Source organism: Novosphingobium decolorationis, from assembly GCF_018417475.1.
Classification (GTDB): Bacteria; Pseudomonadota; Alphaproteobacteria; order Sphingomonadales; family Sphingomonadaceae; genus Novosphingobium; species Novosphingobium decolorationis.
The window spans coordinates 1,412,593-1,435,380 of sequence record NZ_CP054856.1 but is presented as its reverse complement, the minus strand read 5'-3'; the positions used below and the strand labels follow the sequence as shown (position 1 = coordinate 1,435,380).

The window sequence follows — 22,788 nt, the reverse complement described above, 5'->3', positions numbered from 1 at the left end:
GCCAACTTTTGGCTGATTTGATCCCGGGCAATTGAATTGGCCGGAAAAGCGCCCAGATAAGGCCATGGAAAATTTTGGTGGGGCACCTCTTGTGTTGCAAAATTGCAACACCATATCCGGGGTGTCAGGAGGCAAAACAGACCATGAATCTCGAAAAGTTCACCGACCGCGCGAAGGGCTTCCTTCAGGCCGCGCAGACCGTGGCCATCCGCAACAACCATCAGCGCATCAGCCCCGAGCACATCGCCAAGGCCCTGCTCGAAGATGGCGAGGGTATGGCCGCGGGGCTGATCCAGCGCGCCGGTGGCAATCCCAAGATCGCGGAAAGTGCGATCGACAAGGCGCTGGCCAGGATGCCCGCCGTGTCGGGCTCGGGCGCGCAGGCGACCCCGGGGCTCGACAACGATGCGGTGCGCCTGCTCGACCAGGCCGAGCAGCTCGCCACCAAGTCGGGCGACAGCTACGTGACGGTGGAGCGCATCCTGCTCGCGCTGGTGCTGGCCGCCACCACCGAGGCGGGCAAGGCGCTGGCCTCGGCCAACCTCAACGCCAAGGCGCTGGAGGGGGCGATCACCGAACTGCGCGGCGGACGCACGGCGGACAACGCCTCGGCCGAAAACGCCTACGATGCGATGAAGAAGTACGCGCGCGATCTCACGCAGGCCGCCAAGGACGGCAAGCTCGACCCGGTCATCGGGCGTGACGAGGAGATCCGTCGCACCGTCCAGATCCTCGCGCGCCGCACCAAGAACAACCCGGTCCTCATCGGCGATCCGGGCGTGGGCAAGACCGCCATCGCGGAAGGCCTTGCGCTGCGCATTGCCAACGGCGACGTGCCCGACAGCCTCAAGGACCGCACGCTGATGGCGCTCGACATGGGCGCGCTGATTGCGGGCGCGAAGTACCGGGGCGAGTTCGAGGAGCGTCTGAAGGCCGTGCTCGACGAGGTGAAGGGCGCCGAAGGGCAGATCATCCTGTTCATCGACGAGATGCACACGCTGATCGGCGCGGGCGCCTCGGAAGGCTCGATGGATGCGGGCAACCTCCTGAAGCCCGCGCTCGCACGCGGCGAACTGCACTGCATCGGCGCGACCACGCTCGACGAATACCAGAAGTACGTCGAGAAGGACGCGGCCCTCCAGCGCCGGTTCCAGCCCGTCTTCATTGGTGAGCCCACGGTCGAGGACACCGTCTCGATCCTGCGCGGCATCAAGGAGAAGTACGAACTGCACCACGGCGTGCGCATCACCGACGGCGCGCTGGTGGCGGCCGCGACCCTCTCCAACCGCTACATCACCAACCGCTTCCTGCCCGACAAGGCGATCGACCTCATGGACGAGGCCGCGAGCCGCATCCGCATGGAAGTGGAGAGCAAGCCGGAAGAGATCGAGAAGCTCGACCGCCGCATCATCCAGCTCAAGATCGAGGAGCAGGCGCTCGCCAAGGAGAACGACAGCGCGTCCGCCGACCGTCTCGTCACCTTGCGCGAGGAGCTGGCGAACCTCGAACAGCAGTCGAGCGAGCTGACCACCCGCTGGCAGAACGAGCGCGACAAGATCGCGGCGGAAGGCAAGATCAAGGAGAGCCTCGACAAGGCACGCACCGATCTCGACCAGGCGCAGCGTTCGGGCGATCTCGCCCGTGCGGGCGAGCTGTCCTACGGCACCATCCCCTCGCTGGAACGCCAGCTGGCCGAGGCGCAGGCCCAGTCGGCCAACGCGCTCCTGCGCGAGGAAGTGACCGAGGACGACATCGCGGGCGTGGTGTCGAAGTGGACCGGCGTGCCGGTCGACAAGATGCTGGAAGGCGAGCGCGAGAAGCTCCTCAAGATGGAGGAAGTGCTGGGCAAGCGCGTGATCGGGCAGCGCCAGGCGGTGCAGGCCGTCTCCAAGGCGGTGCGCCGTGCGCGCGCCGGTCTGCAGGACCCCAACCGTCCGCTCGGCTCGTTCCTGTTCCTGGGCCCCACGGGCGTGGGCAAGACCGAGCTCACCAAGGCGCTCGCCGAATTCCTGTTCGACGATGACAGCGCGATGGTGCGCATCGACATGTCCGAGTTCATGGAGAAGCACGCGGTCGCCCGCCTGATCGGCGCGCCTCCGGGCTACGTGGGCTACGAGGAAGGCGGCGTCCTGACCGAGGCCGTGCGGCGCCGTCCCTACCAGGTCGTGCTCTTCGACGAGGTGGAAAAGGCGCACCCCGATGTCTTCAACGTCCTGCTGCAGGTGCTCGACGACGGGCGCCTGACCGACGGGCAGGGACGCCAGGTGGACTTCACCAATACGCTCATCATCCTGACCTCGAATCTGGGCAGCCAGTTCCTGACGCAAATCGAGGACGGCAAGGACGTCGAGAGCGTCGAGCCCCAGGTGATGGACGTGGTGCGCGGGCATTTCCGGCCTGAGTTCCTCAACCGTCTCGACGAGGTCATCATGTTCCACCGGCTGGGCCAGGACCACATGGGACCGATCGTCGATATCCAGGTGGCGCGGGTGCAGAAGCTCCTCAAGGACCGCAAGATCGTGCTCGACCTGTCGGACGCGGCCAAGGCCTGGCTGGGCCGGGTGGGCTACGATCCGGTCTATGGCGCGCGGCCTTTGAAGCGCGCGGTGCAGAAGTACCTGCAGGACCCGCTCGCCGAGAAGCTACTGGCGGGCGAGATTCCCGACGGGTCACACCTGGCCATCGGCGATGGCGACGGGGCACTGACGATCACGGTTGAGTAAGAAGGGAGATTCAAGGGGCCATCGCCCCTTGGACCCCCAGACTGTCTATCGCACCTTTCTCTTCTGACCCAAAAGAAAGGGCCCCGGGATCGCTCCCGGGGCCCTTTTCGTTGTGCCGTGCGGCGCGGCTATCAGAAGCGCGCGGTCACGCCGACCTTGTAGTAACGGCCCATGAAGCCGCTCCAGTAGGTGTCGAGGCCGCCACCGGCGGGTGCCGGGTAGGGCGCGTTGGTGTCGAACACGTTGTCGACCATCAGGCGCAGGGTGTAGTCCTCGTTGATGTCGTAGCTGATCGAGCTGTTGACGAAGGCCACCGCCGGACGGGTCGGGTACTCGTAGGTGTTCGCCGAAGCGTCGGGATCGCGCTCGGCCTTCCCGATGTACTGCACCTGCGTGTAGGCCGTGAAGGGCCCGTTCATGTAGCTGGCGTTCACCGTGAACTGGTGCTTCGAGTAGCCGATGCTGCCACGCGAAGTGGAGAGGTCACCCGTGCCGATGCGCGTTTCAAGCGTATCGATGTACTGGTACGAGGCGCCCAGCTGGATCGCGCTGTTGGCGCCCAGGAACGGGGTTTCGGTGAAGTAGTGCAGTTCGCCGATCAGGCCCTTGTACTTGTACGAGGCCGCGTTGAGGTAGCCGGTGCGGATGAATTCCACCTGGCCGTCCGCATCGCGGTCGATCTGGTCACAGGCCGCGCTCGGGAAGCTGGTCGCATCGTAGCAGGCTTCCAGCGTGCCGTCGGCATCAACGCTGACGATCGCGTTCTTCAGGTTCACGCTGACCCAGTCCACCGCGAGCGAGAAGCCGGGCAGGAAGGTCGGGGTGAAGATACCGCCGATGGTCCAGCTGTCGGCGGTCTCGTTCTCGAGGCTGGTGTTGCCCGAAAGCGAGCCACGCGAGGTGAAGTCGACGATGTTCGAGGTGAAGTCGGCGGGAAGACCGTCGGCCGCACAGTTCGCCGCACGGTTGGCCGGGTTGGGGCCTGCGGTGATGAAGCGTGCATCGCACGGATCGTCGGCGGTGGTGAAGATCTGGCTCGTCGGGTTGTAGAGCTCGGTGATCGCGGGCGCGCGGATCGAGCGCGTGAAGTTGCCGCGAATGCCGAAGTCCTTGAGGAAGTTGACCTTACCACCTGCGGTCCAGGTGAGGTCGCCGCCCGCCAGCGAGTTGTCGACGTAGCGCCCGGCGCCGTGCAGCTCGGCCGAGTACAGGAACGGAACGTTCATGTCGGGCGAGATGAGCGGAACCTGGAGTTCGCCGAAGACTTCGTTGGTGTGGTAGCTGCCGCGGACCGGATCGATCGGGATCGAGCGGCCGTACTGGGTGCGCGCGCCATCGGGATCGTTGGGGTCGACCGCGCCGTAGAAGAAGGCGCCCGGATCGAAGTCCGACTTCTCGTTGCGGTGCTCGTAGCCCAGCGCGAAGCCGACGCCGCCTGCGGGCAGGTCGAACAGCGTGCCGGTGATGTCGGCGGTGACCATCCACTGCTCGTTGAGCGCGGTGGGGTGCGCGGTCGTGGTGATGTACTCACCCACTTCCGGACCGTTCTGGTTGCCGAACGGGTTGAACGGGACACAGGTGGCCGAACCGGTCTGGATCGGCGAGTTGGTGTAGCCGTCCTGGCAGCCGGCCAGCGCGTTCTCGAAGTTCTGCTGAACCAGCTCGCGGCTCGAACCGCGGGTCTTCGAACGGCCGTAGTTGCCGATCACTTCCCAGGAGATGTCGCGGCCCGCGACGTTGAAGTCACCCTCAAGACCGCCGGTGATGCGGTAGAGTTCCACCGTCGAGCTGCCACGGCCCGAGACGAGGTCGGTGTTGGCACGGCCCAGGTAGAACACGTCCTGGCCCTCGGGCAGCTGCGCGGCAATGGTCTGGCGCGCGGCATCGCTGAGGAACGGGTTCGACAGCGGGATGATGAGGTTGCCGTCGGGATCGCCCGCGTCGCCGAACAGCCAGGTGTTGTAGACCGGCTGGGTGCGCAGTTCGGTGCCCTTCGAGCGGGCGTAGTTGAAGTCGACCGTGGCCTTGATGCCGTCGGTCAGCTCGTAGTCGGCGTGGGCGTAGCCCAGGTAACGCTCGACCGGCGAAAGCAGGTTCGAGAGCGGGACCAGGCTCATGCCGTTGCCGCCCGCCGACGCGGTGGCGCCGTGCACGGTGCCGAAGTCGATCGGGGCGAGGTTGCCGTTGCGGTCGAAGCCGAGCGTGTTGCCCTGCGCGTCGAGGATGCCGTAGTTGAGGCCCGGCGCGCCGAGCGGGCCGAGATCACCGGGGATGATGTCGATGGTGGTGGGCAGGCCGTAGGGGCTCAGCGCCGGGATGCGACGATCCTCGATGATGACCTGGCTGTAGGGCGAATCCTCGATCGGCGAGGTGTAGAACAGGCCCGCCGCGGTGCGCTTGCGCGCCTCGTAGGTCATGCCCTCGGTGCGGTTGTACTCGAACGCGCCCACGATGTGGCCACGCCCGCCACCGAAGCTGGTGCCCGCCAGCGCGCCAAGGCGGTGGTTGGCGCCGTCACCGCGCTTGGACAGGCCAGTCTGCGCGTTGAGCTCGATGCCCTCGTAGTCCTGCTTGAGCAGGATGTTGACGGTGCCCGCGATCGCGTCGGCGCCGTAGATCGGTGCGCCGCCCACGGCGATGGTCTCGATGCGGTCGAGCGCGAGGGTCGGCAGCGTGTTGAGGTCGACCTGCGAACCGGCGGCGGAGGGGCCGAAGATCGAGGCGGTGTTCGAGCTGACGAAGCGGCGGCTGTTGACGAGGGTCAGCGTGCGCTGCGAGCCCAGGCCGAAGAAGTTGATGAAGCTCTGGCCCGAACCGAAGCTGCCGCCCTGGCCGCCCGTGGGGCTGGCGCCGGGGGTGCCGAAGGCGGGAACCGTGCTCAGCGCGTCGGCGATGTTGGTGAGGCCGCGCTTCTGCAGAAGCTCGCTGTCGATGATGATCGACGGCTCGTAGGTGTCGGCGTTGGTGCGCGCGATGCGCGAGCCGGTCATCACGATGATCTCTTCGCCGACGATCTCGGCAGCGGGTGCGGTGCTATCCTGCGCGAGGACGGGGGTGGCGCTCAGCGCAACGGTCGTCAGACACGTCGCCCCGATCAGCGCGGTGCGCATGATGTTGGTCTTCAATGGTTTGCCCCTTGTTTTACACACACGCTGCGGGCGCTCGCCGGCACCGTGCGGTGCTGGGTCGGCAAGCGAAACGGAGTAGGAGGGCTACCCCCTCGCAGCGTCGGGGGCAGGGATCGCGCCGATGGCGCTCCGGGGCAACTCCTAAGACAGTTGACTTAGAACATTTCATAAGTGGTGTAATAAAGTTGCCACACTCGGGTGGTTAGCAGTGTGCTGTACTGCCCATTTTGTGTTTCTGAATGTACAAACTGTGCAACTTTACGCATCGCTGTGCGTTTTATGGCGGGTTTTGTTGCACGCGCGCGAAATCTTCATGGGCGGCCAGCCTCCCGCCGCGTACGCGAGCGGCTGCCCGTCAGCGCACGCGGTGCGCCTTGACCCCCATGTGGCCGTTGAGCCGCATCCAGTAGGTGCCAAAGGCCGCCGCCTCGAATTCCACGCTGTCGCCCACCTTGGGGGCCGATGCGCTGCGGCGCTTGGTGGTGGTTTCCCAGACCGCATCGGCCTCGGCAATGGTCACGCGGTAGTAGCCGCGCGGAAGGCCCTCGACCTTCGTGATCGTCGAGACGAGGGTGTCCTCGTCGCCATCGCGGGCTTCTTCCTCGCTGTCCGCTTCGGCGGTTTCGGCCTTGGCGCTGCGGGTCTTGGAGAAGATCCCGATCTCGGGCACGGCAAAGCCATAGAGCGAACGGCGCACCTGGCGGGCCTCGTCCTCGTCGACGATGGCAACCGCGCCGGTATCGCTCGCCGCCAGGAGCGCGGCGCTCTCCCGGTCAAAGCAGGCGAGGCGCGCGGCATCGTCACCCAGCGCGCGGCACTGGGCAAGCCCGCGCAGCGCGGCGGGCGGCTCGCCGCTCTCCTGCGCACCTGCGGCCAACGGCGTCAGGGCCAGAGCGGCGCCGAGCGCGGCGGCCAGCGTGACAGGCGTCGCGAAGGGCGTGGGCAGGCGCTTGGTGCGGGCAGGACGGGAGGTCTTGGCAGCCATCGGTCTTCAGGTCTCCTCGGCACGCGTGGCGGTGCTTGACGCCGAACATAGCAGCGGCCTGGGCAAAATGAAAAGGCGCATCATGTCGCGGAAAACGCGCCGGAAACGCTCAGGCCGGGACAGGTCCTGTGCGCATCCATCCGGTGACCGCATAGCGCCGGTTGGGGGCCGCGCGGGTCACTTCGCTGACCGAATGGGCCTGGCCGACGCGGATGAGGTCGAGCGTGTTGAAGGCAGGCACGGCGATGCGTCCACTCTGGCCTGCGTCATGGAGCAGCAGCAGTCCGCCCCATTCCGCGCGCCAGGCCGGATTGAGGCCCAGCACGTAGGCGGCATGGCGCCGTTTGCCCGCCACCGCATCGTCGTGCGCGGTAAGAAAGTCGCCCGGCGCATAGGCGGTCCCTTGCGCGTCGGCGAAGGTAAGCGCCCCCTCGCCGGTGACCGCGCCCAGCAGCGCGCTTACGGGCGCCGAGGACATCCAGGTCGCGAAGCGGGCGAGCGTATCGGAGCTTTTCGCCCGCGCTTTGGCGCTGTCGGGGACGCGCAGGGCCTCGTAGCGAAACTGGAAGCCGCTGCGCGCGCCCGCGTAGACCGCATCGTCCATCGCCTTGGCCTGTTCGGGCGAGAAGCTCTTGCGGGTGGGCCGGTCGAGCTCGAAGCTCTTGTCGCCGCTGTTGATGACCTGGACCCAGTCCTCGCGGGCGCGCAGTTCGCGCCAGAGCGCCTCGGCGCAACTCTCTTCCAGGAAATCCGTGAGGCGGGTGTGGCCGCCTTGCGCGAACTGGTCGGCGGCCGCCTTCGTGTCGAGAGCGGGATTGAGCGTAAAGGTCAGGGACATGGCAGGGTGCGCGGCTTCGTCTGTGATTTCCATCAATGCACATCGCCGGGCGGCTTGGGAAAGACGCGGTGCCTGTGCTACTTGCGGAGCCACGATGACGCTATCCCTCTTCGAGATCAATCCCGCGCTCGACCGCGCGGCCCTTCGCGCGAAATTCCTGGAGCATGGCCGGGTGCAGGTGCGCGATTTCCTGAAGCCCGAGGCCGCGCAGACGATCCGCGGCGTTCTGGAAAGGGAGACGCCCTGGGGCCTTGCCTGCCAGGCCGGGGAGGAGCCGCACACGACGCTGCGCCCCGAACAGATCCAGGCGATGCGCCCTGAGGAGCGGCAGGCGCTGGCGCAGAAGATCTACGGCGCGGCGGCCCGGGGCGAATACGCGGTGCGCTTTGCCAACTACCCGATGCTCGAAGCCTACCTTCAGGGCTGGGACCGCAACGGCCCGCTCGCGCTCCTGCTCGAACACATCAACGATGCACCCTTCCTGCAGCTGGCGCGCGATATCTGCGGCATCCCGGAGCTGCGCAAGGCCGACGCGCAGGCGACCCTGTTCGCGCCGGGTGACTTCCTGGGGCCCCACACCGACAGCCACGTCGCCGAAGGCTGGCGCGTCGCCTACGTGATGAACTTTGCGCCAGCGGACTGGCATCCCGACTGGGGCGGCTATCTCCACTTCCTTGATGAGGATGGCGATGTGGTCGAGGGCTGGCGCCCGCGCTTCAACGCGCTCAATCTGCTGCGCGTGCCGCAAAGCCACATGGTGAGCTATGTCGCGCCCTTCGCGCCCGCACGGCGTCTGGCCATCACCGGCTGGCTGCGCGACCGGTGAGCGCGCCGCTCGACATGGCGCGCATCGGCCAGTTGCGCGAAGCCGCGCTCAGCGCCGAGAAGGCGGGGCGCGCGGGCGAGGCGCAGGGCCTCTTCGATGCGGCGCTCGCGCTGGCACCCAGGGAGCCCCGGCTGCTCAACAGCGCCGGGGGCAGCGCGCTGCGGCTGGGCGATACGACACGCGCCGAGGCGCTCTATGCGCGCGCCTGCAAGGCCGCGCCGGGGGAGCTGGAATACGCGGTCAACCACGCCATCGTGCTCGAACAGCTGGACCGCGCGGGCGAGGCGGTGCGGCTCCTCCGGGGGCTTGAGGCGAAGGGGCGCCACGACGCGCGCTACTGGTCGACGCGCGGTTCGGCCGAGCGGGCGAGCGGCGATCTGGCCGCGGCCTCGGCCAGCTACGAGGCGTGCCTGGCCCTTAACGCGGGGCATGTGCGCGGCCTGCATGGACGTGCGCGCATCGCGCTCGAACGCGGCGAGGGGGATGCGAGCGCGCGCTACGCCAAGGCGCTCGCGGTCAACCAGGGCGATGCGAACCTGTGGCTGGGCCGCGCGATGGCGCTGGAAGCCGAAGGCCAGTTTGCCGAGGCGCGCCAGATCGCCGATGCGCTCTCGGCGCAGATGCCCGGCTGGCTCGATGTGCACCGCTACCTGGCCGAACTGCGCCTCAACACCGAGGAGGGTGCGCTTCAGGACGGGCGCTTTGCCGACCACTACGCGGCGGCCAGCCGCGCGCTGCCGGGCAACGCCGGGCTCGCGCTGGCCTGGGTTGGCGCGCTGAGCGGCGCGGACTGCACGGTCGAGGCGCACGCTGTGGGCGAGGATGCTCTGGCCCGCATGCCCGAGGACCCCGACGTGCGCGTGGCCGCCGCAAGCGCGGCGAGCGCGGCGCGCGATCTCGCGCGGGCCGATGCGCTCTTTGCCGATCTGCCCGCGCGTGAGGGCGCTGCCGGCGTGCTCGCCCGGGTCGAGGAAGCGCGCCACCGCCTGCGCTGCCGCGACCCGGAACGCGCCGAGGCGCTGCTGGCGCGCGCGCTGGACGACGCGCCCCACGATGTCTCGGGCTGGGGGCTGCGCTCGCTGGCCTGGCGCATGCTGGACGACCCGCGCGAGGAATGGCTCCACGGCCAGCCGAACATGGTGCGTCGCCTGCCGCTCGCCATCTCCGATGCCCAGTGGGACGAGATCAAGGCGCTGCTCCACGCGCTGCACGAAACCTCCTTCGTGCCGGTCGGCCAGTCGGTGCGCGGCGGCAGCCAGACGCGCGGTGGGCTCTTCGCACGCACCGAGGCGCCGCTGAATGTCCTGCACGATGCGATTCTGGAGGTGATCGAGACCTACCGGGCGGGCCTGCCCCCGTGCGACCCCGGCCATCCGCTGCTCGCACGGCGCGACGAGAAACTGGCCATCGCAGGCTCGTGGTCGGTGCGGCTGGGGCCGGGCGGACGCCACACGGTCCATATCCACCCCCAGGGCGTGCTCTCCTCCGCGCTCTACATCGACCTGCCGCCACTTGCCGAGGATGCCCCCGGCGCAGGCTGCCTCGAAGTGGGCGGCGCGCCGCCCGAAATGGGCCTCGACCTGCCCCCGCGCCAGATCGTGCCCCCGCTCGAAAAGCACCTGACGCTCTTCCCCAGCACGCTCTTCCACGGCACCGCGCCGTTTGCGCAAGGAAGGCGCATGACCGTGGCTTTCGACGTGGCGGTGCGGAGCTAAGGCTTACAGAGCTTTCGAGAAGGGCAGGGGAAAGGAAGAAGGAATTCCGAGGGCCATTGCCCTCGGGCTCCCCATACTGTCTGGCGCACCTTTCGCGCGCCGCTGTAGCGCAGAGAGGTGAGGTCGCTCATTCTGGGGGCAAGGCGCGATGGCCCCTTGAGAAGAGGTCTTTCCAGTCTCCTTCGTTCGCTGTTCCCGATCAGGGACCGAAGGCCGCGCGTACACATTCGGCATCGGTTGGAACATCTGAAGTGGGGGAAAGCGGACGCGTACCTCCTCACCCTTGTTGGCCTTGGCTAGTTGCCAGCTGACGTGGCGTGATCCGTTCCCGGCCGTAGCTTCTTCCATGCCGGACCAACCTCCTCGATGCTGTCCGTCCAGATAATTCCACGAAACCCGTGAGGAATGGCGGCAAGATCAGCGGGGTCAGTAATACCAGGTGCACCATTTTCGCTTTGCACATCGCCAAGCAATATAACCTGAGTGTTGGAAGCCGACATCCTTTGAAGGAAACGATTGGGCCAGCCCCAGTAGAAGTTGCGCCATGCGATCGGCACGGCGATTACGCCGTCCTTGCATTCGGAAGGGACAGAGCCGGACCAGCCCAGCTTCTCATAGGCAATCGTGCAGGACTTCAAGGAAGCTTTGGAGAAAGCCCATCCGTCGGAAGTCAACTCTCGCCAGACACGGATCGGGCGCTCGTGACCGTAGACCATGATCTGTCGGCCAATGTCGATGTCGTGAGCCGTCAGGTAGGCGAATAGCTGCTCAGCTTCGCGAGAGGAACGGCTCTTGATGTTCAGGAGAAAGCGTCGATCGGGAAACGCCTCCAAGATTTCTGACAGGCTTGGCATCATCCCTATGCCTTCCCCCCGGAACGGGTATGACTTCCCGCCATCGGCCGTATAGCCCCAGCCTATATCCAGCGCTTTCAGCTCTGGCATCGAATGATCGCGGGTGACCCCGGTCCCATTGGTCCGACAATCGAGCGTCCAATCGTGAAAGACGGCGAAGTCACCATCCCTCGTCGGATGGATATCGATTTCCAGAATATCCGCGCCCCTGTCGAAACTGGCAGCGATCGACGGGATCGTATTTTCCAGCAGGCGATTGGTTGGCGGGAAAATACGCGTTGCCGTGCAACTCTCTTTGTCGATACCGGCTCTGTCATAAAGCTGATGCACCCCGCGATGGGCAAGCAGCAACGGTCGCCCTTCGGGGCTTGGTGCAAGCCATGACGCATTGGCGAAGTAAATCGCCATGACCACTATCAAGACGACGGCAACGCTTGATCGGAATATGAGTTTCGAGCGCGACTTTCCCTGCACGACGCCCCTACCTCAGTACGACTGAAAGGCTATAGCTTTAGAGAAGTCCTGAGATGAACGCATCCATTTCCTGAAAGAGGAATTGCGAATATCCCAAAGGAATGAAACTGGTCGTTCGCAGACCGGAAGCTTTTTTCGCGGCGAAGGGCTTGGCTCATGCTTCGCGAATGGCTGCTCGCGAGCAATGGAATTGAGGTGCTGGACGGGAATGTAGGGGCGTTGTCGGCCGTGATCGGCCTCGTGCGCTGTGCTCGACAGTTTGGGGAGCCCGAGGGCGATGGCCCTCGGAACATCTACCTTCTGGTTTCTGTCTCAGTCCTTCTCGCCGAACAGGCGGCAGGCGACGGCGTCGAGGCGGCGGACAAGGGCGGGGTCGCGCGCGTCGGGCGCGGTGATGAGTGCGTATTCGAGCGCGGTGTCGATGCCCACCGGCTCGCGCCGTTCGGGCAGCCCCCTGGCCAGTTCGCGCACGGTCTTGCGCGCGATTTCGGCGTTCTTGTGCATGACTTCGAGCACGTGGCTGACTTCCACGCCCTCTTCCTCCTCGCGCCAGCAGTCGTAGTCGGTGACCATGCCCAGCGTGGCGTAGGGGAGTTCGGCTTCGCGGGCGAGGCGCGCTTCGGGCATCGCGGTCATGCCGATCACATCGGCGCCCCAGGCCTGGTACATCCGGCTTTCCGCGCGGCTGGAGAACTGCGGGCCTTCGATGCACACGTAGGTGCCCGTGGTGTGGACGTGGCCGCCCGCCAGGCTCGCGGCCTCGCCCAGCGCCTCACGCAGGCGCGCGCAAGTGGGATCGGCCATCGAGACATGGGCGACGAGGCCGGTGCCGAAGAAGCTGTTGGTGCGCTGGCTGGTGCGGTCGATGAACTGGTCGACCATGACCATGTGCCCGGGCGCCATGTCCTCGCGCAGCGAGCCGATCGCCGAAAGCGAAACGACGTCGGTGACGCCGCAGCGCTTGAGGACGTCGATATTGGCGCGGTAGTTGATCTCGGACGGCGGGATTGCGTGGCCCGCGCCGTGGCGGGCGAGGAACGTGAAGCGCACGTTGCCGATACGTCCGGTGGTGACCGGGCCGGAGGGTTTGCCGAAGGGGCTGGCGACCTCGATCTCCTGCGCGTCCTCCAGTTCGATACCGGCCGCAAGACCCGATCCGCCAAGGACCCCGATGTGCCAGAACGGCGATTTTTCAGCGCGCAAGGATACCTGCCATGATGATGTCGAGAGTGTGTTCGCGATAGCGGTCGCGCAGGGTCTCGGTCAACGTGTCCTGGTCGAAGCAGTGCTTGAGCACCAGGCGCGCCGAGAAGAAGCGGTCGGCCGCCCCGGTCACGGTGAAGTAGAAAAGCTGCGGGTCGGTGGGGCGGAAGACCCCGGCCGCTACGCCGTCGCCGATCAGGCTTTCATAGGCGCGGTACATCGGTGACAGGTAACAGTCGGCGATGCGGCGTGCCTCGGTATCGTCGCTCTCGCGGATGACGCGCATGGTCAGGCGGTTGAGGTAGGGCACCTCGTAGAAGGTGTCGACGACCTTGAGGATATGGCGCCGCAGCTTGGCCTCGGGCGCCCAGCCGTCCTTGGCGACCAGCGCGTCGACCGAGGTGACGATGGCTTCCCAGTCGCGGTCGAGGAGGGCCTTGAGCAGCCCCGCCTTGTTGCCGAAGTAGTACTTTACCAGCGCGGAATTGAGGCCTGAGCGCAGCGAGAGTTCGGAGAGCGAGATGTCGATGACATCGCCGTCGCGCATGATCGCGCTGGCCGTGTCGAGCAGCAGCGCCCGCGCGCCCGGAGGGGCATTGAGATCCTGTTTGTCCGCCATGTCCTTGCCCTTCCTCCCTCCGGCCGCATGGTGCAAGCCCTTTTGCGTGCTCTCTTTTTCTGCTTGGCTTTTTACTTCGGTCCCATGCGCACCGCGCCGTCGAGACGGATCGTGGCGGCGTTGAGGTAGTCGTTCTCGGCGATGAACAGCGCGAGGCGCGCGTATTCCTCGGGCTGGCCCAGGCGCTTGGGGAAGGGGACGGCCGCGCCCAGCGCGTCCTGCACGGCCTCGGGCATGCCCGCGACCATCGGCGTTGCAAAGATGCCGGGCAGGATCGTGTTGACGCGGATGCCGTCGGCCATGAGGTCGCGCGCGAGGGGCAGCGTCATCGCCGCCACCCCGCCCTTGGACCCGGCGTAGGCGGCCTGGCCGATCTGTCCGTCCTCGGCCGCGATCGAGGCGGTGTTGATGAGGACACCGCGCGCGCCGTCCGGCCCTTGCGGGGGCAGCGCGGTCATGCCCTGTGCGGCATGACTGCAACACCGGAAGGTCCCGACGAGATTGATCGCGACCGCCGCCTCGAACAGCGCCATGTCGTGGCGCGTGCGCGCCCCGCTTTCCCGGTCGCGCCCGACGGTGCGTGCGGCCGGCGCGATCCCGGCGCAGTTGACCAGGATCCGCTCCTGCCCGTTGGCCGCGCGGGCCTTGGCAAACCCTTGCGCGACGCTCTCCTCATCGGTGACGTCGACCACGCAGGGGACGGCTCCGATTTCCGCGGCCAGCGCGGTGACAGCCTCGGGATTGCGGTCGAACAGGGCGACCTTCACACCCCGCGCCCGCAAGGCGCGGGCGGTGGCGGCGCCCAGGCCCGAGGCCCCTCCGGTGACGATAGCTGCAGCATCCTCTGCCAGTTTCATGGCCTGTGATTCCCTTCTTTGGCTCGCACCATTTTGCCCTTGCAGCATGGGCGGCAGGGGCACCGTTGCATTCTTGCAATCGGCTTGATCCGGGTGCGGCTTGTTTAACCGCGTGATTAAGTCGGGGGGGCGGAAGGGTCAATCGCGCTCGGCGGAATGTCGGCACTAAGCAACAAGATTTCACGATCATGTGATTTTTCGAAAGATGGTCTCCTGTAAACCGAGCGCATGCGCACTTGTCGTGCGGGGGTGCGATGCGGTGGAAATCGACCGACAAAACGCCAGCAACAATCGGCGACCACAGCGATGTTGCAACAAGGCAACAGGCGTCGCGTCATTTTTCCGTCATGCACAACATGGGATTGAAAGGCGCCCCTGAGAACGCAACAAAACTGACGCATGGCGGTCCTGCGCGCAACGCGTGTTGGACCACCGGCATCCGGGTCACCTGGCAGGATTGGTCACGCACCTGTCGGGAGATCTGAAGCAACAAGGGACACACAACTAGTGAAAACACACCTGAAGAAGGCCGCGCTGATCAGCGCGACGAGCCTGACCGCGGCGGCGGCTCTGGTCTCGACGAACGCCTATGCCCAGACCGGGCCGGCCGAGGCGTCCGAGCCCAGCGGCGAGATCATCGTCACCGGTTCGCGCATTGCGCGCCGCAACGTGGAATCGGCAGCTCCTGTTGCCGTCGTCGACAGCGAAGAGTTCGCCCTGTCGGGTGCGGTGAACGTCGAAAGCGTCATCAACACCCTGCCGCAGGTCATTCCGGGCACCACCTCGTTCTCGAACAACCCGGGTGGCGGCGTTGCGACGCTCAACCTGCGCGGTCTGGGTTCGGCCCGTACCATGGTGCTCGTCAACGGCCGTCGCTGGATGTTCTACGATACCCAGCAGATCGTCGACCTCAACACCATCCCCTCGTTCCTGATCGAGTCGGTCGACGTGGTGACCGGCGGTGCTTCGGCCGTGTACGGTTCGGACGCGCTTGCAGGTGTCGTCAACTTCCGCCTCAAGGACGTGCAGGGCCTTGAAATGGGTGCGCAGTACGGTGTCACCAGCCGTGGCGACGGCCAGCGCCTGACTGCCAACTTCGCCTTCGGCGGCGAATTCGCCGACGGCCGCGGCCACGCCACCGTCTATGGCGAATACTACGACCGCAAGGACGTCTTCGCCGGTGCCCGCAAGTTCTCGGAAAACGTGAACTGGGACGACTACGAAGGTAACATCGTCCCAGGCGGCTCGGCCACGACCCCGCAGGGCCGCTTTACCTCGGTCCTCCCGACTTCCTCGGACGATCCGACCGCGCAATTGTGCCCGACCGGCAATATCTTCTGCTCGCCTGGCGCCTTCTACGAAACGCCCGGTTCCAGCCGTCCTCGCACCGCGAGCGACCTTTATAACTACGGTCCCGTCAACTACCTGATGGTTCCGCAGGAACGCTACCTGATGGGTGGCTACGCGGACTACGAATTCTCGGACGGCCACACCGCCTACGCCGAAGTCTCGTTCGTCAACAACCGCGTTGCCAACGAGCTCGCCGCCACCCCGGTGACCGGCACGTTCAACATCGACGTGGCGACGGCCTCGCAGTTCATCTCGGCTGCCGATGCGGCTGCGATGAACCAGCTCGACACCGATGGTGACGGTCTGGTCCGCATGTCGGTGACCCGCCGTACCGCCGAAGTGGGCGCGCGCAACTCGCTCGACGAGCGCAACGCCTTCCGCGTCCTGCTCGGTGCGCGTGGTGAAATCACCAGCAACATCAACTACGATGCGTACTACATGTTCGCGCGTACGCGGAACTCGAACATCCAGACCGGCAACGTGTCGCGTTCGGCCTTCCAGGCTGGCCTCGATGGCACCGGGACGGACATCAACATCTACGGCCCGGGTACCCTGACCCAGGAGATGGTGGATGCGATCTCGATCACCGCGCAGAACACCGAGATCTCGACCCTGCAGGTTGCCTCGGGCGTGATCAGCGGTTCGCTGTTCAACACCGGCATGAGCCGCGATGATATCGGCTTCGCGATCGGTGCGGAATACCGCCGCGTTTCGTCGGAGTTCATCCCCGACACCGCGCTCTCCTCGGGTGACGTGATCGGCTTCAACGCCGGTAACCCGACAGAGGGTGCCTACGATGTGAAGGAAATCTTCGGCGAGCTGCGTCTCCCGCTGGTCACCGACACGCCCGGCATCTACCGCCTCGAACTGTCGGGCGCCGTGCGCTACTCCGACTACTCGCTCGGCGCCGTGGGCGGCGTGTGGGCCTATGCGGGTGGCATCGAATACGCGCCGATTCCCGACGTGACCTTCCGTGGTCAGTACCAGCGTGCGGTTCGTGCACCGAACGTCCAGGAACTGTTCGGTGGTCTCGCCCAGGGCTTCCCGGGTGCAACCGACCCGTGTTCGTCGCGTCAGCCGGCCGAAAACCGCACTGATGTCGTGCGCGATCTCTGTATCGCCACCGGTGTTCCGTCCTCCGCGGTGTTCACCGCGGCCGTACAGCCCAACTCGCAGATCCAGGGCCTGTTCGGCGGCAATCCGAACCTTCAGGAAGAAACCTCCGACTCCTGGACGGCCGGTGTGGTCGTGACCCCGACCTTCTTCCCCGGTTTCACCGCCACGCTGGACTGGTACAAGATCAAGGTCGATGGCGCGATCGGTGACTACGGCGGCGGTCTGAGCAACACGCTCAATCTGTGCTACAACGTCTTCCAGGACATCAATAACGAGTACTGCCAGGCAATCATCGGTACCCGTAACGCCAATGGTATCATGGACGGCGAGAACGTTCCCTCGATCCTCGCGGCCAACACCGGTGGTCTGAAGGTTCAGGGTCTCGACTTCGAGCTGAGCTACATCACCAGCCTCGGCGGTGGTCTACTCAGCGAAGATGCGCGGATTTCGTTCAACTTCCTCGGCAACTACACGATCGACAACATCTACATCCCGGTCGCGAGCAACCCCGAGGAACAGTACCAGTGCGCCGGAGCCTTCGGCAATCTGGCCTGCGGTACGCCCACGCCGAAGTGGAAGTGGACCTCGCGTCTGAGCTTCATCGACGGCCCGCTCACCACCAGCCTGCGCTGGCGCCATGTGGGTGCGGTCAAGGATGACGATGACACGACCCCCTATGCGGTGGAGCGTCTGAGCTCGTACGACCAGTTCGACCTCACCTTCTCGGCCGACGTGACCGAGAACTTCTCGCTGACCGCAGGTGTCAACAACCTGTTCGACAAGCAGCCGCCGACGATGGGCGACAACCAGCAGCAGACCAACACCTGGCCGGGTGTCTACGACGTGCTGGGCCGCGACTTCTTCATCTCGGGCCGCATGACCTTCTAAGGTCTGCAACCGGGACGAAAGTCCACGCGAATTGGGGGCGCCGGGCATCTGTCCGGCGCCCCTTTTTCATGGGTATGAGGAAGGTCGGGGCCGAGGGCCGTAGCCCTCCGGCTGCCCGAATTGCCAACCTCACCCTTCGCGCGCTGCGGTGGTTGCGAAAGGTGAGGTTGCCCGTTTCGGGGTCAAGGGGCGATGGCCCCTTGAATCTGGGTTGTCTTGCTTTGCTTTTTTCCTGGCGAAAGCGGGAAAGAGGACTTTTCCGAGGGCCATCGCCCTCGGGCTCCCCGAACTGTCGACCTCACCCTTCGCGCGCTGCGGTGGCCGCGAAAGGTGAGGTTGCCCGTTTTGGGGGCAAGTGGTGATGGCCCCTTGAATTTGGGTTGTCTTGTTTTGCTTTTTTCCTGGCGAAAGCGGGAAAGAGGACTTTTCCGAGGGCCATCGCCCTCGGGCTCCCCGAACTGTCGACCTCACCCTTCGCGCGCTGCGGTGGCCGCGAAAGGTGAGGTTGCCCGTTTCGGGGTCAAAGGGCGATGGCCCCTTGAATCTGGGTTGTCTTGTTTTGCTTTTTTCCTGGCGAAAGCGGGACAGAGGAACTTTCCGAGGGCCATCGCCCTCGGGCTCCCCGAACTGTCGACCTCACCCTTCGCGCGCTGCGGTGGTCGCGAAAGGTGAGGTTGCCCGTTTTGGGGGCAAGGGGCGATGGCCCCTTGAATCTGGACTGTCTTCTTCCGCTTCCTTCCTGGCGAAGGAGAAAAGGCGAACGTGCCGAGGGCATCCGCAGGGGTCTGGACGGGGCTGGAACTCTGCGGGTAAGGCGCAGGACATGGCCCGCAAATCCCGGAAGAAGCGCTATCTCACCGCCACGCTGCCCGATGGCTACGTGAAGACGTTTGGCCCCACGACGGATCCTTTCACCCATTACTGGCGCATCGTCGCCGAGTTGGAGAATGGCAAGACAGAGGTCTTCTGGGGGCACACCCGCAGTCTGGCCGAGGCGAAGAAGTTGAAAGGTCCCGCTGGCGATGGCGCGCGCAAGCGGGGCTGGACGGGTTATCGCTTCGAGATCGCCGAACTCGTCGAAAGCGAAGAGCCGCCCGAATCCCAGCCGTAGGCGGGCCCCCGTGAAGCCGTGCCTGCTTGTGCGGGGCGTGTGGGCGGGACCAGTGGTTCGAGGACCTGCCACAGCCGTTCTCCGGCGGCGTCCCAGCTCAACTGCGCGGCGCGCTCGGCCCCCCGGGCGACAAGGTGGCCGACAAGCTCGCGGCTGGAGAGCAGGGCGTCCAAGGCTTCGCGCCAGGCTTGCGGATCCTCGGGCGGGACAAGGAGGGCGCCATCGCTGCACACCTCGGGCATGGCTCCGGCATGGGCGGCGATGACGGGCGTGCCGCTGTGCATCGCCTCGACAGGAGGGAGGCCGAAACCTTCGGTCAGCGAAGGAAACAGGAAGGCGCTGGCGCCTGTATAAAGCGCGCGCAGTTCGGCATCGCTGACGAACCCGGTGAAGAGGGCATGGGCGGGGGGCGTCCAGCCCCGATCATGGTAGGCGAGCGCCCCCGGTCCTCCGGCAACGACCAGCCGCTGGCCCCCGGCAGGAGGATCCCTCAGCGCCTCGAAGATGGTGCGCATGTTCTTGTACCCCTTGGCCGATCCCACCGTCAGTACGTAGCTTCCGGGAGCGAGGCCGAGCCGGCCCAGTATCTCCGGGTCGGGCGCCTCGCGGGTCAGATGATCGGTGCCGTTGTGCACTACGTCGATCTTGTCGAGCGGGGCGATGCCGAAGCTGGCGAGGCTTTGCCGCGCGAATTCCGAGACGGTGAGGACGCGGCGCGCGCGGCGCCCGATCCAGGGCAGCAGGCGGCGATAGGCGCGGGCCTGGCGCCCGGAATAGTCCTCCGGGTAAAGGAAGGTCTGCGCGTCGTGGATCATCACCGCGCTGTTCGCGTGCAGCAGCGGGGCCAGGTTGCAGAAATTGACCAGCAGGGAGCCGCGGGCGGCGCGCGGCAGGGTGAGCATCTCCCAGCCCTGTCCGGCTCCGAAGGCGCCTTTGCGCACTTCGGGCGTGAGCCCCGCCAGCGCTTGCGCGCCGGGGGGGCTGAGCAGACGGACGGTGTGCCCGTTTTCCTCCTGCCCTCGCGTGCCGCGCGCGCACGAGGCCGCATGTGGATCGGGCCGGCGGGCCCGGCGCACGAGTTGCTGCGTGAATTCGGCTGCGGTGCGATGGACGCCGTTGAGCCCGGCGCCCAGGAACTTGGCGTTGACGAGGATTTCACCCATGGACCTGCTCCCCGGTTCGCGCCGCGGAGGGGCAGGCCGCTGCGCACGCTGCCCTGTCGACCTTGCCGATCCGGGCCGGATGCGCGCGGGGCGCGGGCCGGATGGCGGCGGCGTTCGGGAACCTGTGCATCGCGATTACTCCGTGGGGTGGTTGGCAGGGCCGCAAGGGACATAAGGGGGCAGGGCGGACAGGAAGCCTCACCCGGAAAAGACCGAAAGGTCGAGGACGCGCAGGCGCAGCGCGAGCGCAAGGGTGGGCAGTGCCAGCAGGGCGGCAAAGGCCAGGCGTCCTCCCAGGGCCGGGAGGGGCCCCGGCGGCAGCAGCGGCTCGAGCCCATGGCACCCCAGCCCCAGCAGCAGGCCGAAATTCGCGCAGAGCAGGATTGCGAGCGCGAGATTGCGCAGGCTTGGCCACACGTCGAGCCGGCCGCGCCGCGAGAGCAGGGCGAAGGCATAAAGCGTGGAGGCCGCGACCACCCCGACCTGCGCCCAGGCCAGCGCGGCAAGGCCCCAGGCCGAGGCGGCGAAGACCGCGGCGACCGCGACCAGGCTGGTTACCAGGTTGAAGTACATGACCGAGGTGGTGCGTCCGAGCGCGGCGAAGGCGGGCTCGATAAGCAGCTTGCCCGCGCCCGCGAGCGCCCGCAGCGCCATGGCATAGGTGACGAGGAGGCCCGCGGCGTAGCTGGGTTGGAAGAACAGCGCGATCATGTCGTCGGCGAGCACGATGATCCCGGCGCCCAGCATGCCGGCCGCCAGGGCCAGCGTCCCGGAAAAGCGGGCAAGCGTGGCGGAGAGGTCGTGCCCCTTGCGCGCGGCGGCGCCCATCTGCATGGCCGCGAAGCTGGCCATGGGCTGCATCGCGGTGTCCGTGATCCCGGTCGCCACCCGGTTGCCGAAACGGTAGAGGCCGACCGCGGTCGGGCTGTGCAAGAGGCCGAGCAGGAGGTCGGCGGCGTACTGCGCCAGAAAGCCGAGCCCGCGTGAGCCGTAGAGCCCGGCCGAAAAGCGGGTAGCGCCGCGGGCAAGCGCAACGTCGAAGCGCAGCTGGGGGCAATCGCGCGCGAGGAAGGCGTAGAGCAGGGCGCCGGAAAGCACCCGGATGGCCCGGAACGCGACGAGCGCGTAAAGCGAATGCCACGTCCACACCAGCGCCGCCCCGCCCACGAGCGCGAGCAGGTTCTGCGCGAACATGATCCGGAAGTTGAGCATGGCCGCGCCCCGGCGCAGCAATGCGGCGGAGGACCAGGCCCCGATTCCCGCAAGGGGCTGGAGCAGGGCAAGCAGGAGAATCACGCCGCCCAGGTCCGGGGCCTGGAACAGCCACTGGAGCGGCCAGGCGGCGAGCGCGAGCAGCGCGGAGGCGGCCCCGACGAGCCCCAGAATCAGCCAGAAGCAGGTCGAGAGAACCGCCTCGTCCGGCTCGCGCGAGGTCAGGATGAACTGGTAGAAGCCGGTATAGGTCAGCGTCTGGATCAGGATGATGAAGACGATCGCCAGGCTGTAGACGCCGTAGTCGCCAGGGGCGAGGAAACGGGCCGCCAGCAGCGTGATGACCAGCGTGGAGACCTGTTGCAGCGAGCGGGCAATCATCGCGAAGAGTGCGCGCGCACCCTGCCGTGTTGCGCGGGCAAAGCCCTGCCGCCGGTTCCTTCGCGGGGCTGTCATCTCGCCCATCGTTGCCGCCATGCTCCCTCTCAATTCCCGCCGTGGCGAAGCCTGGAGGCGTGCGCAGGTCCCCCCGGACGCCCCCTGAGTGCCCCTTGTTCTACGTGGAGACGCGGGGTTCCGGAACGCGAAGTACCGCCAAGTTGGACCTAACTCGCCGGGTGTCGGACGGCCCTGGGCCTTACCCTCGGGATACGGCGCGCGATCTGCGCCGATTCAGACCCTTGCCCGGGTCGAGCAACGTCAAGGAACAGGGGGAACGCATGCACGAGGACGCGGGACTGATCTTGCCGAGAGGAGAGGACGGCCAGGAGCTGGAGGACGCGCACGAAGGGAGGGGCGGGCTGGTGAGGGACGGGGCGGGCCGCATCGGTTGCGCTCCCCGCACATCCCTGCGCGATGCGGGGAAGCGCGGGTTGGGCTGGCTGGTCGGGCGCGCGCTTCCGCATGGCCGCTACGACAGGTGCCTTTTCGTGCTGGCGCACATGCGCTGCGGGTCGACCGCGCTCTCCAACATCGTGTGTTCGCGGCCGGATTTTTCCGGCTACGGAGAGAGCCATGTCACGCATGACGGGCTCGATGCTCCCGGGCGGCTCGCGGTCAACTGCGCACGGCGAAAGGGGTGGGATGCACGGGCGCCCTGGCAGTTCGACAAGATCCTCCATTCCCGTCTCGATGCCGCCGCGCCCCCCGCCTTCTTCTCGGCGCGGGCGATTTTCCTCGTGCGCGAGCCGTTCGCCTCGGTCCGCTCGATAGTCGATCTCTTCGCGCGGCTGGGACGGGACGAATACCGCACCCACGAGGAAGCCGCGTCCTACTATATCGGGCGCCTCGCCGCGCTGGCCGAGATGTGGCCACGCTTCGAGGCTGCACGTCGGATCGGCCTCACCCACGAGGCGCTTCTGCGCGACCCCGATGCCGTCCTCGCCGCAATATCCACGCGGCTGGGCATCACCCCGCCGCTGGTCAATGCCTATCGCAGCAAGGCGGCGTCACGCCGGGGCGGCGGGGGGGACCCGCTGGTCAGCGGCCGCCATTCCCGGATCGAGCCGGGCCTGCCCGGGCGGCCGGTGGATCCCTCCGATCTCGATCTGTCGCCGGCGACCTGCGTGCAGCTGCAGGAAAGCTATGCGGCGCTGGCCGCGCTCTTCGGACGGGACGCGGCGCAGGAGCGCCGGGGACGGAGTGAATTGCCCCAAAGTGAACCTTGATCCTGTTGCAGCTGCGAGATGCGCATGGATAGTCGCAGGACAACAAGATCGCATCGGGC

General features: G+C 66.5%; 15 protein-coding genes. 6 read left to right on the top strand and 9 right to left on the bottom strand.

What is annotated here, in order from left to right:
- Nucleotides 1-143 precede the first annotated feature (143 nt).
- A complete protein-coding gene (gene clpB, locus HT578_RS06445; RefSeq protein WP_213502839.1) occupies nt 144-2,723 on the top strand; it encodes an ATP-dependent chaperone ClpB in 2,580 nt (859 codons plus the stop codon).
- Between the two features lie 131 nt (nt 2,724-2,854).
- On the opposite strand, the gene HT578_RS06440 is transcribed toward clpB, so the two are convergent.
- The 3 genes from HT578_RS06440 to HT578_RS06430 all read right to left on the bottom strand — a co-directional run bounded on the left by HT578_RS06440 (nt 2,855) and on the right by HT578_RS06430 (nt 7,707).
- Nucleotides 2,855-5,848: a TonB-dependent receptor domain-containing protein gene (locus HT578_RS06440; RefSeq protein WP_213502836.1), complete on the bottom strand. Its 2,994-nt coding sequence runs from the start codon at nt 5,846-5,848 to the stop codon at nt 2,855-2,857.
- Between the two features lie 358 nt (nt 5,849-6,206).
- Complete coding sequence (locus HT578_RS06435) at nt 6,207-6,836, bottom strand: hypothetical protein (RefSeq protein ID WP_213502834.1); 630 nt, start codon at nt 6,834-6,836, stop codon at nt 6,207-6,209.
- Nucleotides 6,837-6,945: 109 nt separating this feature from the next.
- Nucleotides 6,946-7,707, bottom strand: coding sequence for a 2OG-Fe(II) oxygenase (locus HT578_RS06430; RefSeq protein WP_239026528.1), 762 nt, complete (start codon nt 7,705-7,707; stop codon nt 6,946-6,948).
- Nucleotides 7,708-7,768: 61 nt separating this feature from the next.
- Between HT578_RS06430 and HT578_RS06425 the strand changes: the two genes are divergently transcribed.
- Together HT578_RS06425 and HT578_RS06420 are read left to right on the top strand one after the other, a co-directional pair.
- Nucleotides 7,769-8,500: a 2OG-Fe(II) oxygenase gene (locus HT578_RS06425; protein ID WP_213502814.1), complete on the top strand. Its 732-nt coding sequence runs from the start codon at nt 7,769-7,771 to the stop codon at nt 8,498-8,500.
- Entirely contained in the window at nt 8,497-10,215 is a 1,719-nt protein-coding gene (locus HT578_RS06420; RefSeq protein WP_213502811.1) for a putative 2OG-Fe(II) oxygenase, read from the top strand. The genes HT578_RS06425 and HT578_RS06420 overlap by 4 nt, the downstream gene beginning before the upstream one ends.
- Nucleotides 10,216-10,511: 296 nt before the next feature.
- On the opposite strand, the gene HT578_RS06415 is transcribed toward HT578_RS06420, so the two are convergent.
- From HT578_RS06415 to HT578_RS06400, 4 genes are all read right to left on the bottom strand, one after another.
- Complete coding sequence (locus HT578_RS06415; RefSeq protein ID WP_239026527.1) at nt 10,512-11,477, bottom strand: glycerophosphodiester phosphodiesterase family protein; 966 nt, start codon at nt 11,475-11,477, stop codon at nt 10,512-10,514.
- A gap of 378 nt (nt 11,478-11,855) precedes the next feature.
- Complete coding sequence (gene mtnP / locus HT578_RS06410) at nt 11,856-12,746, bottom strand: S-methyl-5'-thioadenosine phosphorylase (RefSeq protein WP_213502808.1); 891 nt, start codon at nt 12,744-12,746, stop codon at nt 11,856-11,858.
- Nucleotides 12,736-13,365, bottom strand: a complete 630-nt coding sequence (locus HT578_RS06405) for a TetR/AcrR family transcriptional regulator (RefSeq protein ID WP_213502806.1) — start codon at nt 13,363-13,365, stop codon at nt 12,736-12,738. Before HT578_RS06405 ends, mtnP begins: the two co-directional genes overlap by 11 nt.
- 71 nt (nt 13,366-13,436) lie before the next feature.
- Nucleotides 13,437-14,222: an SDR family oxidoreductase gene (locus tag HT578_RS06400; protein ID WP_039391421.1), complete on the bottom strand. Its 786-nt coding sequence runs from the start codon at nt 14,220-14,222 to the stop codon at nt 13,437-13,439.
- A 507-nt stretch (nt 14,223-14,729) separates the two neighbouring features.
- On the opposite strand from HT578_RS06400, the gene HT578_RS06395 reads away from it, so the two are divergent.
- Both HT578_RS06395 and HT578_RS06390 read left to right on the top strand, forming a co-directional pair.
- Nucleotides 14,730-17,576 carry a TonB-dependent receptor domain-containing protein gene (locus HT578_RS06395; protein WP_239026526.1) on the top strand — a complete coding sequence of 949 codons (2,847 nt, stop codon included), beginning with the start codon at nt 14,730-14,732 and terminating at the stop codon, nt 17,574-17,576.
- 823 nt (nt 17,577-18,399) lie between these two features.
- Complete coding sequence (locus tag HT578_RS06390) at nt 18,400-18,687, top strand: hypothetical protein (RefSeq protein WP_213502796.1); 288 nt, start codon at nt 18,400-18,402, stop codon at nt 18,685-18,687.
- Here HT578_RS06390 and HT578_RS06385 read toward each other — a convergent pair.
- Both HT578_RS06385 and HT578_RS06380 read right to left on the bottom strand, forming a co-directional pair.
- On the bottom strand, nt 18,627-19,850 hold the full coding sequence (locus HT578_RS06385) for a glycosyltransferase family 4 protein (protein WP_213502794.1): 1,224 nt from the start codon (nt 19,848-19,850) through the stop codon (nt 18,627-18,629). The genes HT578_RS06390 and HT578_RS06385 overlap by 61 nt on opposite strands.
- A 198-nt stretch (nt 19,851-20,048) precedes the next feature.
- Nucleotides 20,049-21,539, bottom strand: coding sequence for an oligosaccharide flippase family protein (locus HT578_RS06380; RefSeq protein WP_213502792.1), 1,491 nt, complete (start codon nt 21,537-21,539; stop codon nt 20,049-20,051).
- 242 nt (nt 21,540-21,781) lie between these two features.
- Here HT578_RS06380 and HT578_RS06375 point away from each other — a divergent pair, with 242 nt between their 5' ends.
- Nucleotides 21,782-22,729 (top strand): sulfotransferase, encoded by a 948-nt coding sequence (locus HT578_RS06375; protein ID WP_213502790.1) that lies wholly within the window; start codon nt 21,782-21,784, stop codon nt 22,727-22,729.
- Nucleotides 22,730-22,788: the final 59 nt, after the last annotated feature.

Excerpts from the sequence above, each read along its gene's own strand:
- clpB (WP_213502839.1), top strand. The coding sequence starts at position 144 with ATGAATCTCGAAAAGTTCACCGACCGCGCGAAGGGCTTCCTTCAGGCC.
- HT578_RS06435 (WP_213502834.1), bottom strand. The coding sequence starts at position 6,836 with ATGGCTGCCAAGACCTCCCGTCCTGCCCGCACCAAGCGCCTGCCCACG.
- HT578_RS06430 (WP_239026528.1), bottom strand. The coding sequence starts at position 7,707 with ATGGAAATCACAGACGAAGCCGCGCACCCTGCCATGTCCCTGACCTTT.
- HT578_RS06425 (WP_213502814.1), top strand. The coding sequence starts at position 7,769 with ATGACGCTATCCCTCTTCGAGATCAATCCCGCGCTCGACCGCGCGGCC.
- HT578_RS06415 (WP_239026527.1), bottom strand. The coding sequence starts at position 11,477 with ATGGCGATTTACTTCGCCAATGCGTCATGGCTTGCACCAAGCCCCGAA.
- HT578_RS06405 (WP_213502806.1), bottom strand. The coding sequence starts at position 13,365 with ATGGCGGACAAACAGGATCTCAATGCCCCTCCGGGCGCGCGGGCGCTG.
- HT578_RS06400 (WP_039391421.1), bottom strand. The coding sequence starts at position 14,222 with ATGAAACTGGCAGAGGATGCTGCAGCTATCGTCACCGGAGGGGCCTCG.
- HT578_RS06390 (WP_213502796.1), top strand. The coding sequence starts at position 18,400 with ATGGCCCGCAAATCCCGGAAGAAGCGCTATCTCACCGCCACGCTGCCC.
- HT578_RS06385 (WP_213502794.1), bottom strand. The coding sequence starts at position 19,850 with ATGGGTGAAATCCTCGTCAACGCCAAGTTCCTGGGCGCCGGGCTCAAC.
- HT578_RS06380 (WP_213502792.1), bottom strand. The coding sequence starts at position 21,539 with ATGGCGGCAACGATGGGCGAGATGACAGCCCCGCGAAGGAACCGGCGG.
- HT578_RS06375 (WP_213502790.1), top strand. The coding sequence starts at position 21,782 with ATGCACGAGGACGCGGGACTGATCTTGCCGAGAGGAGAGGACGGCCAG.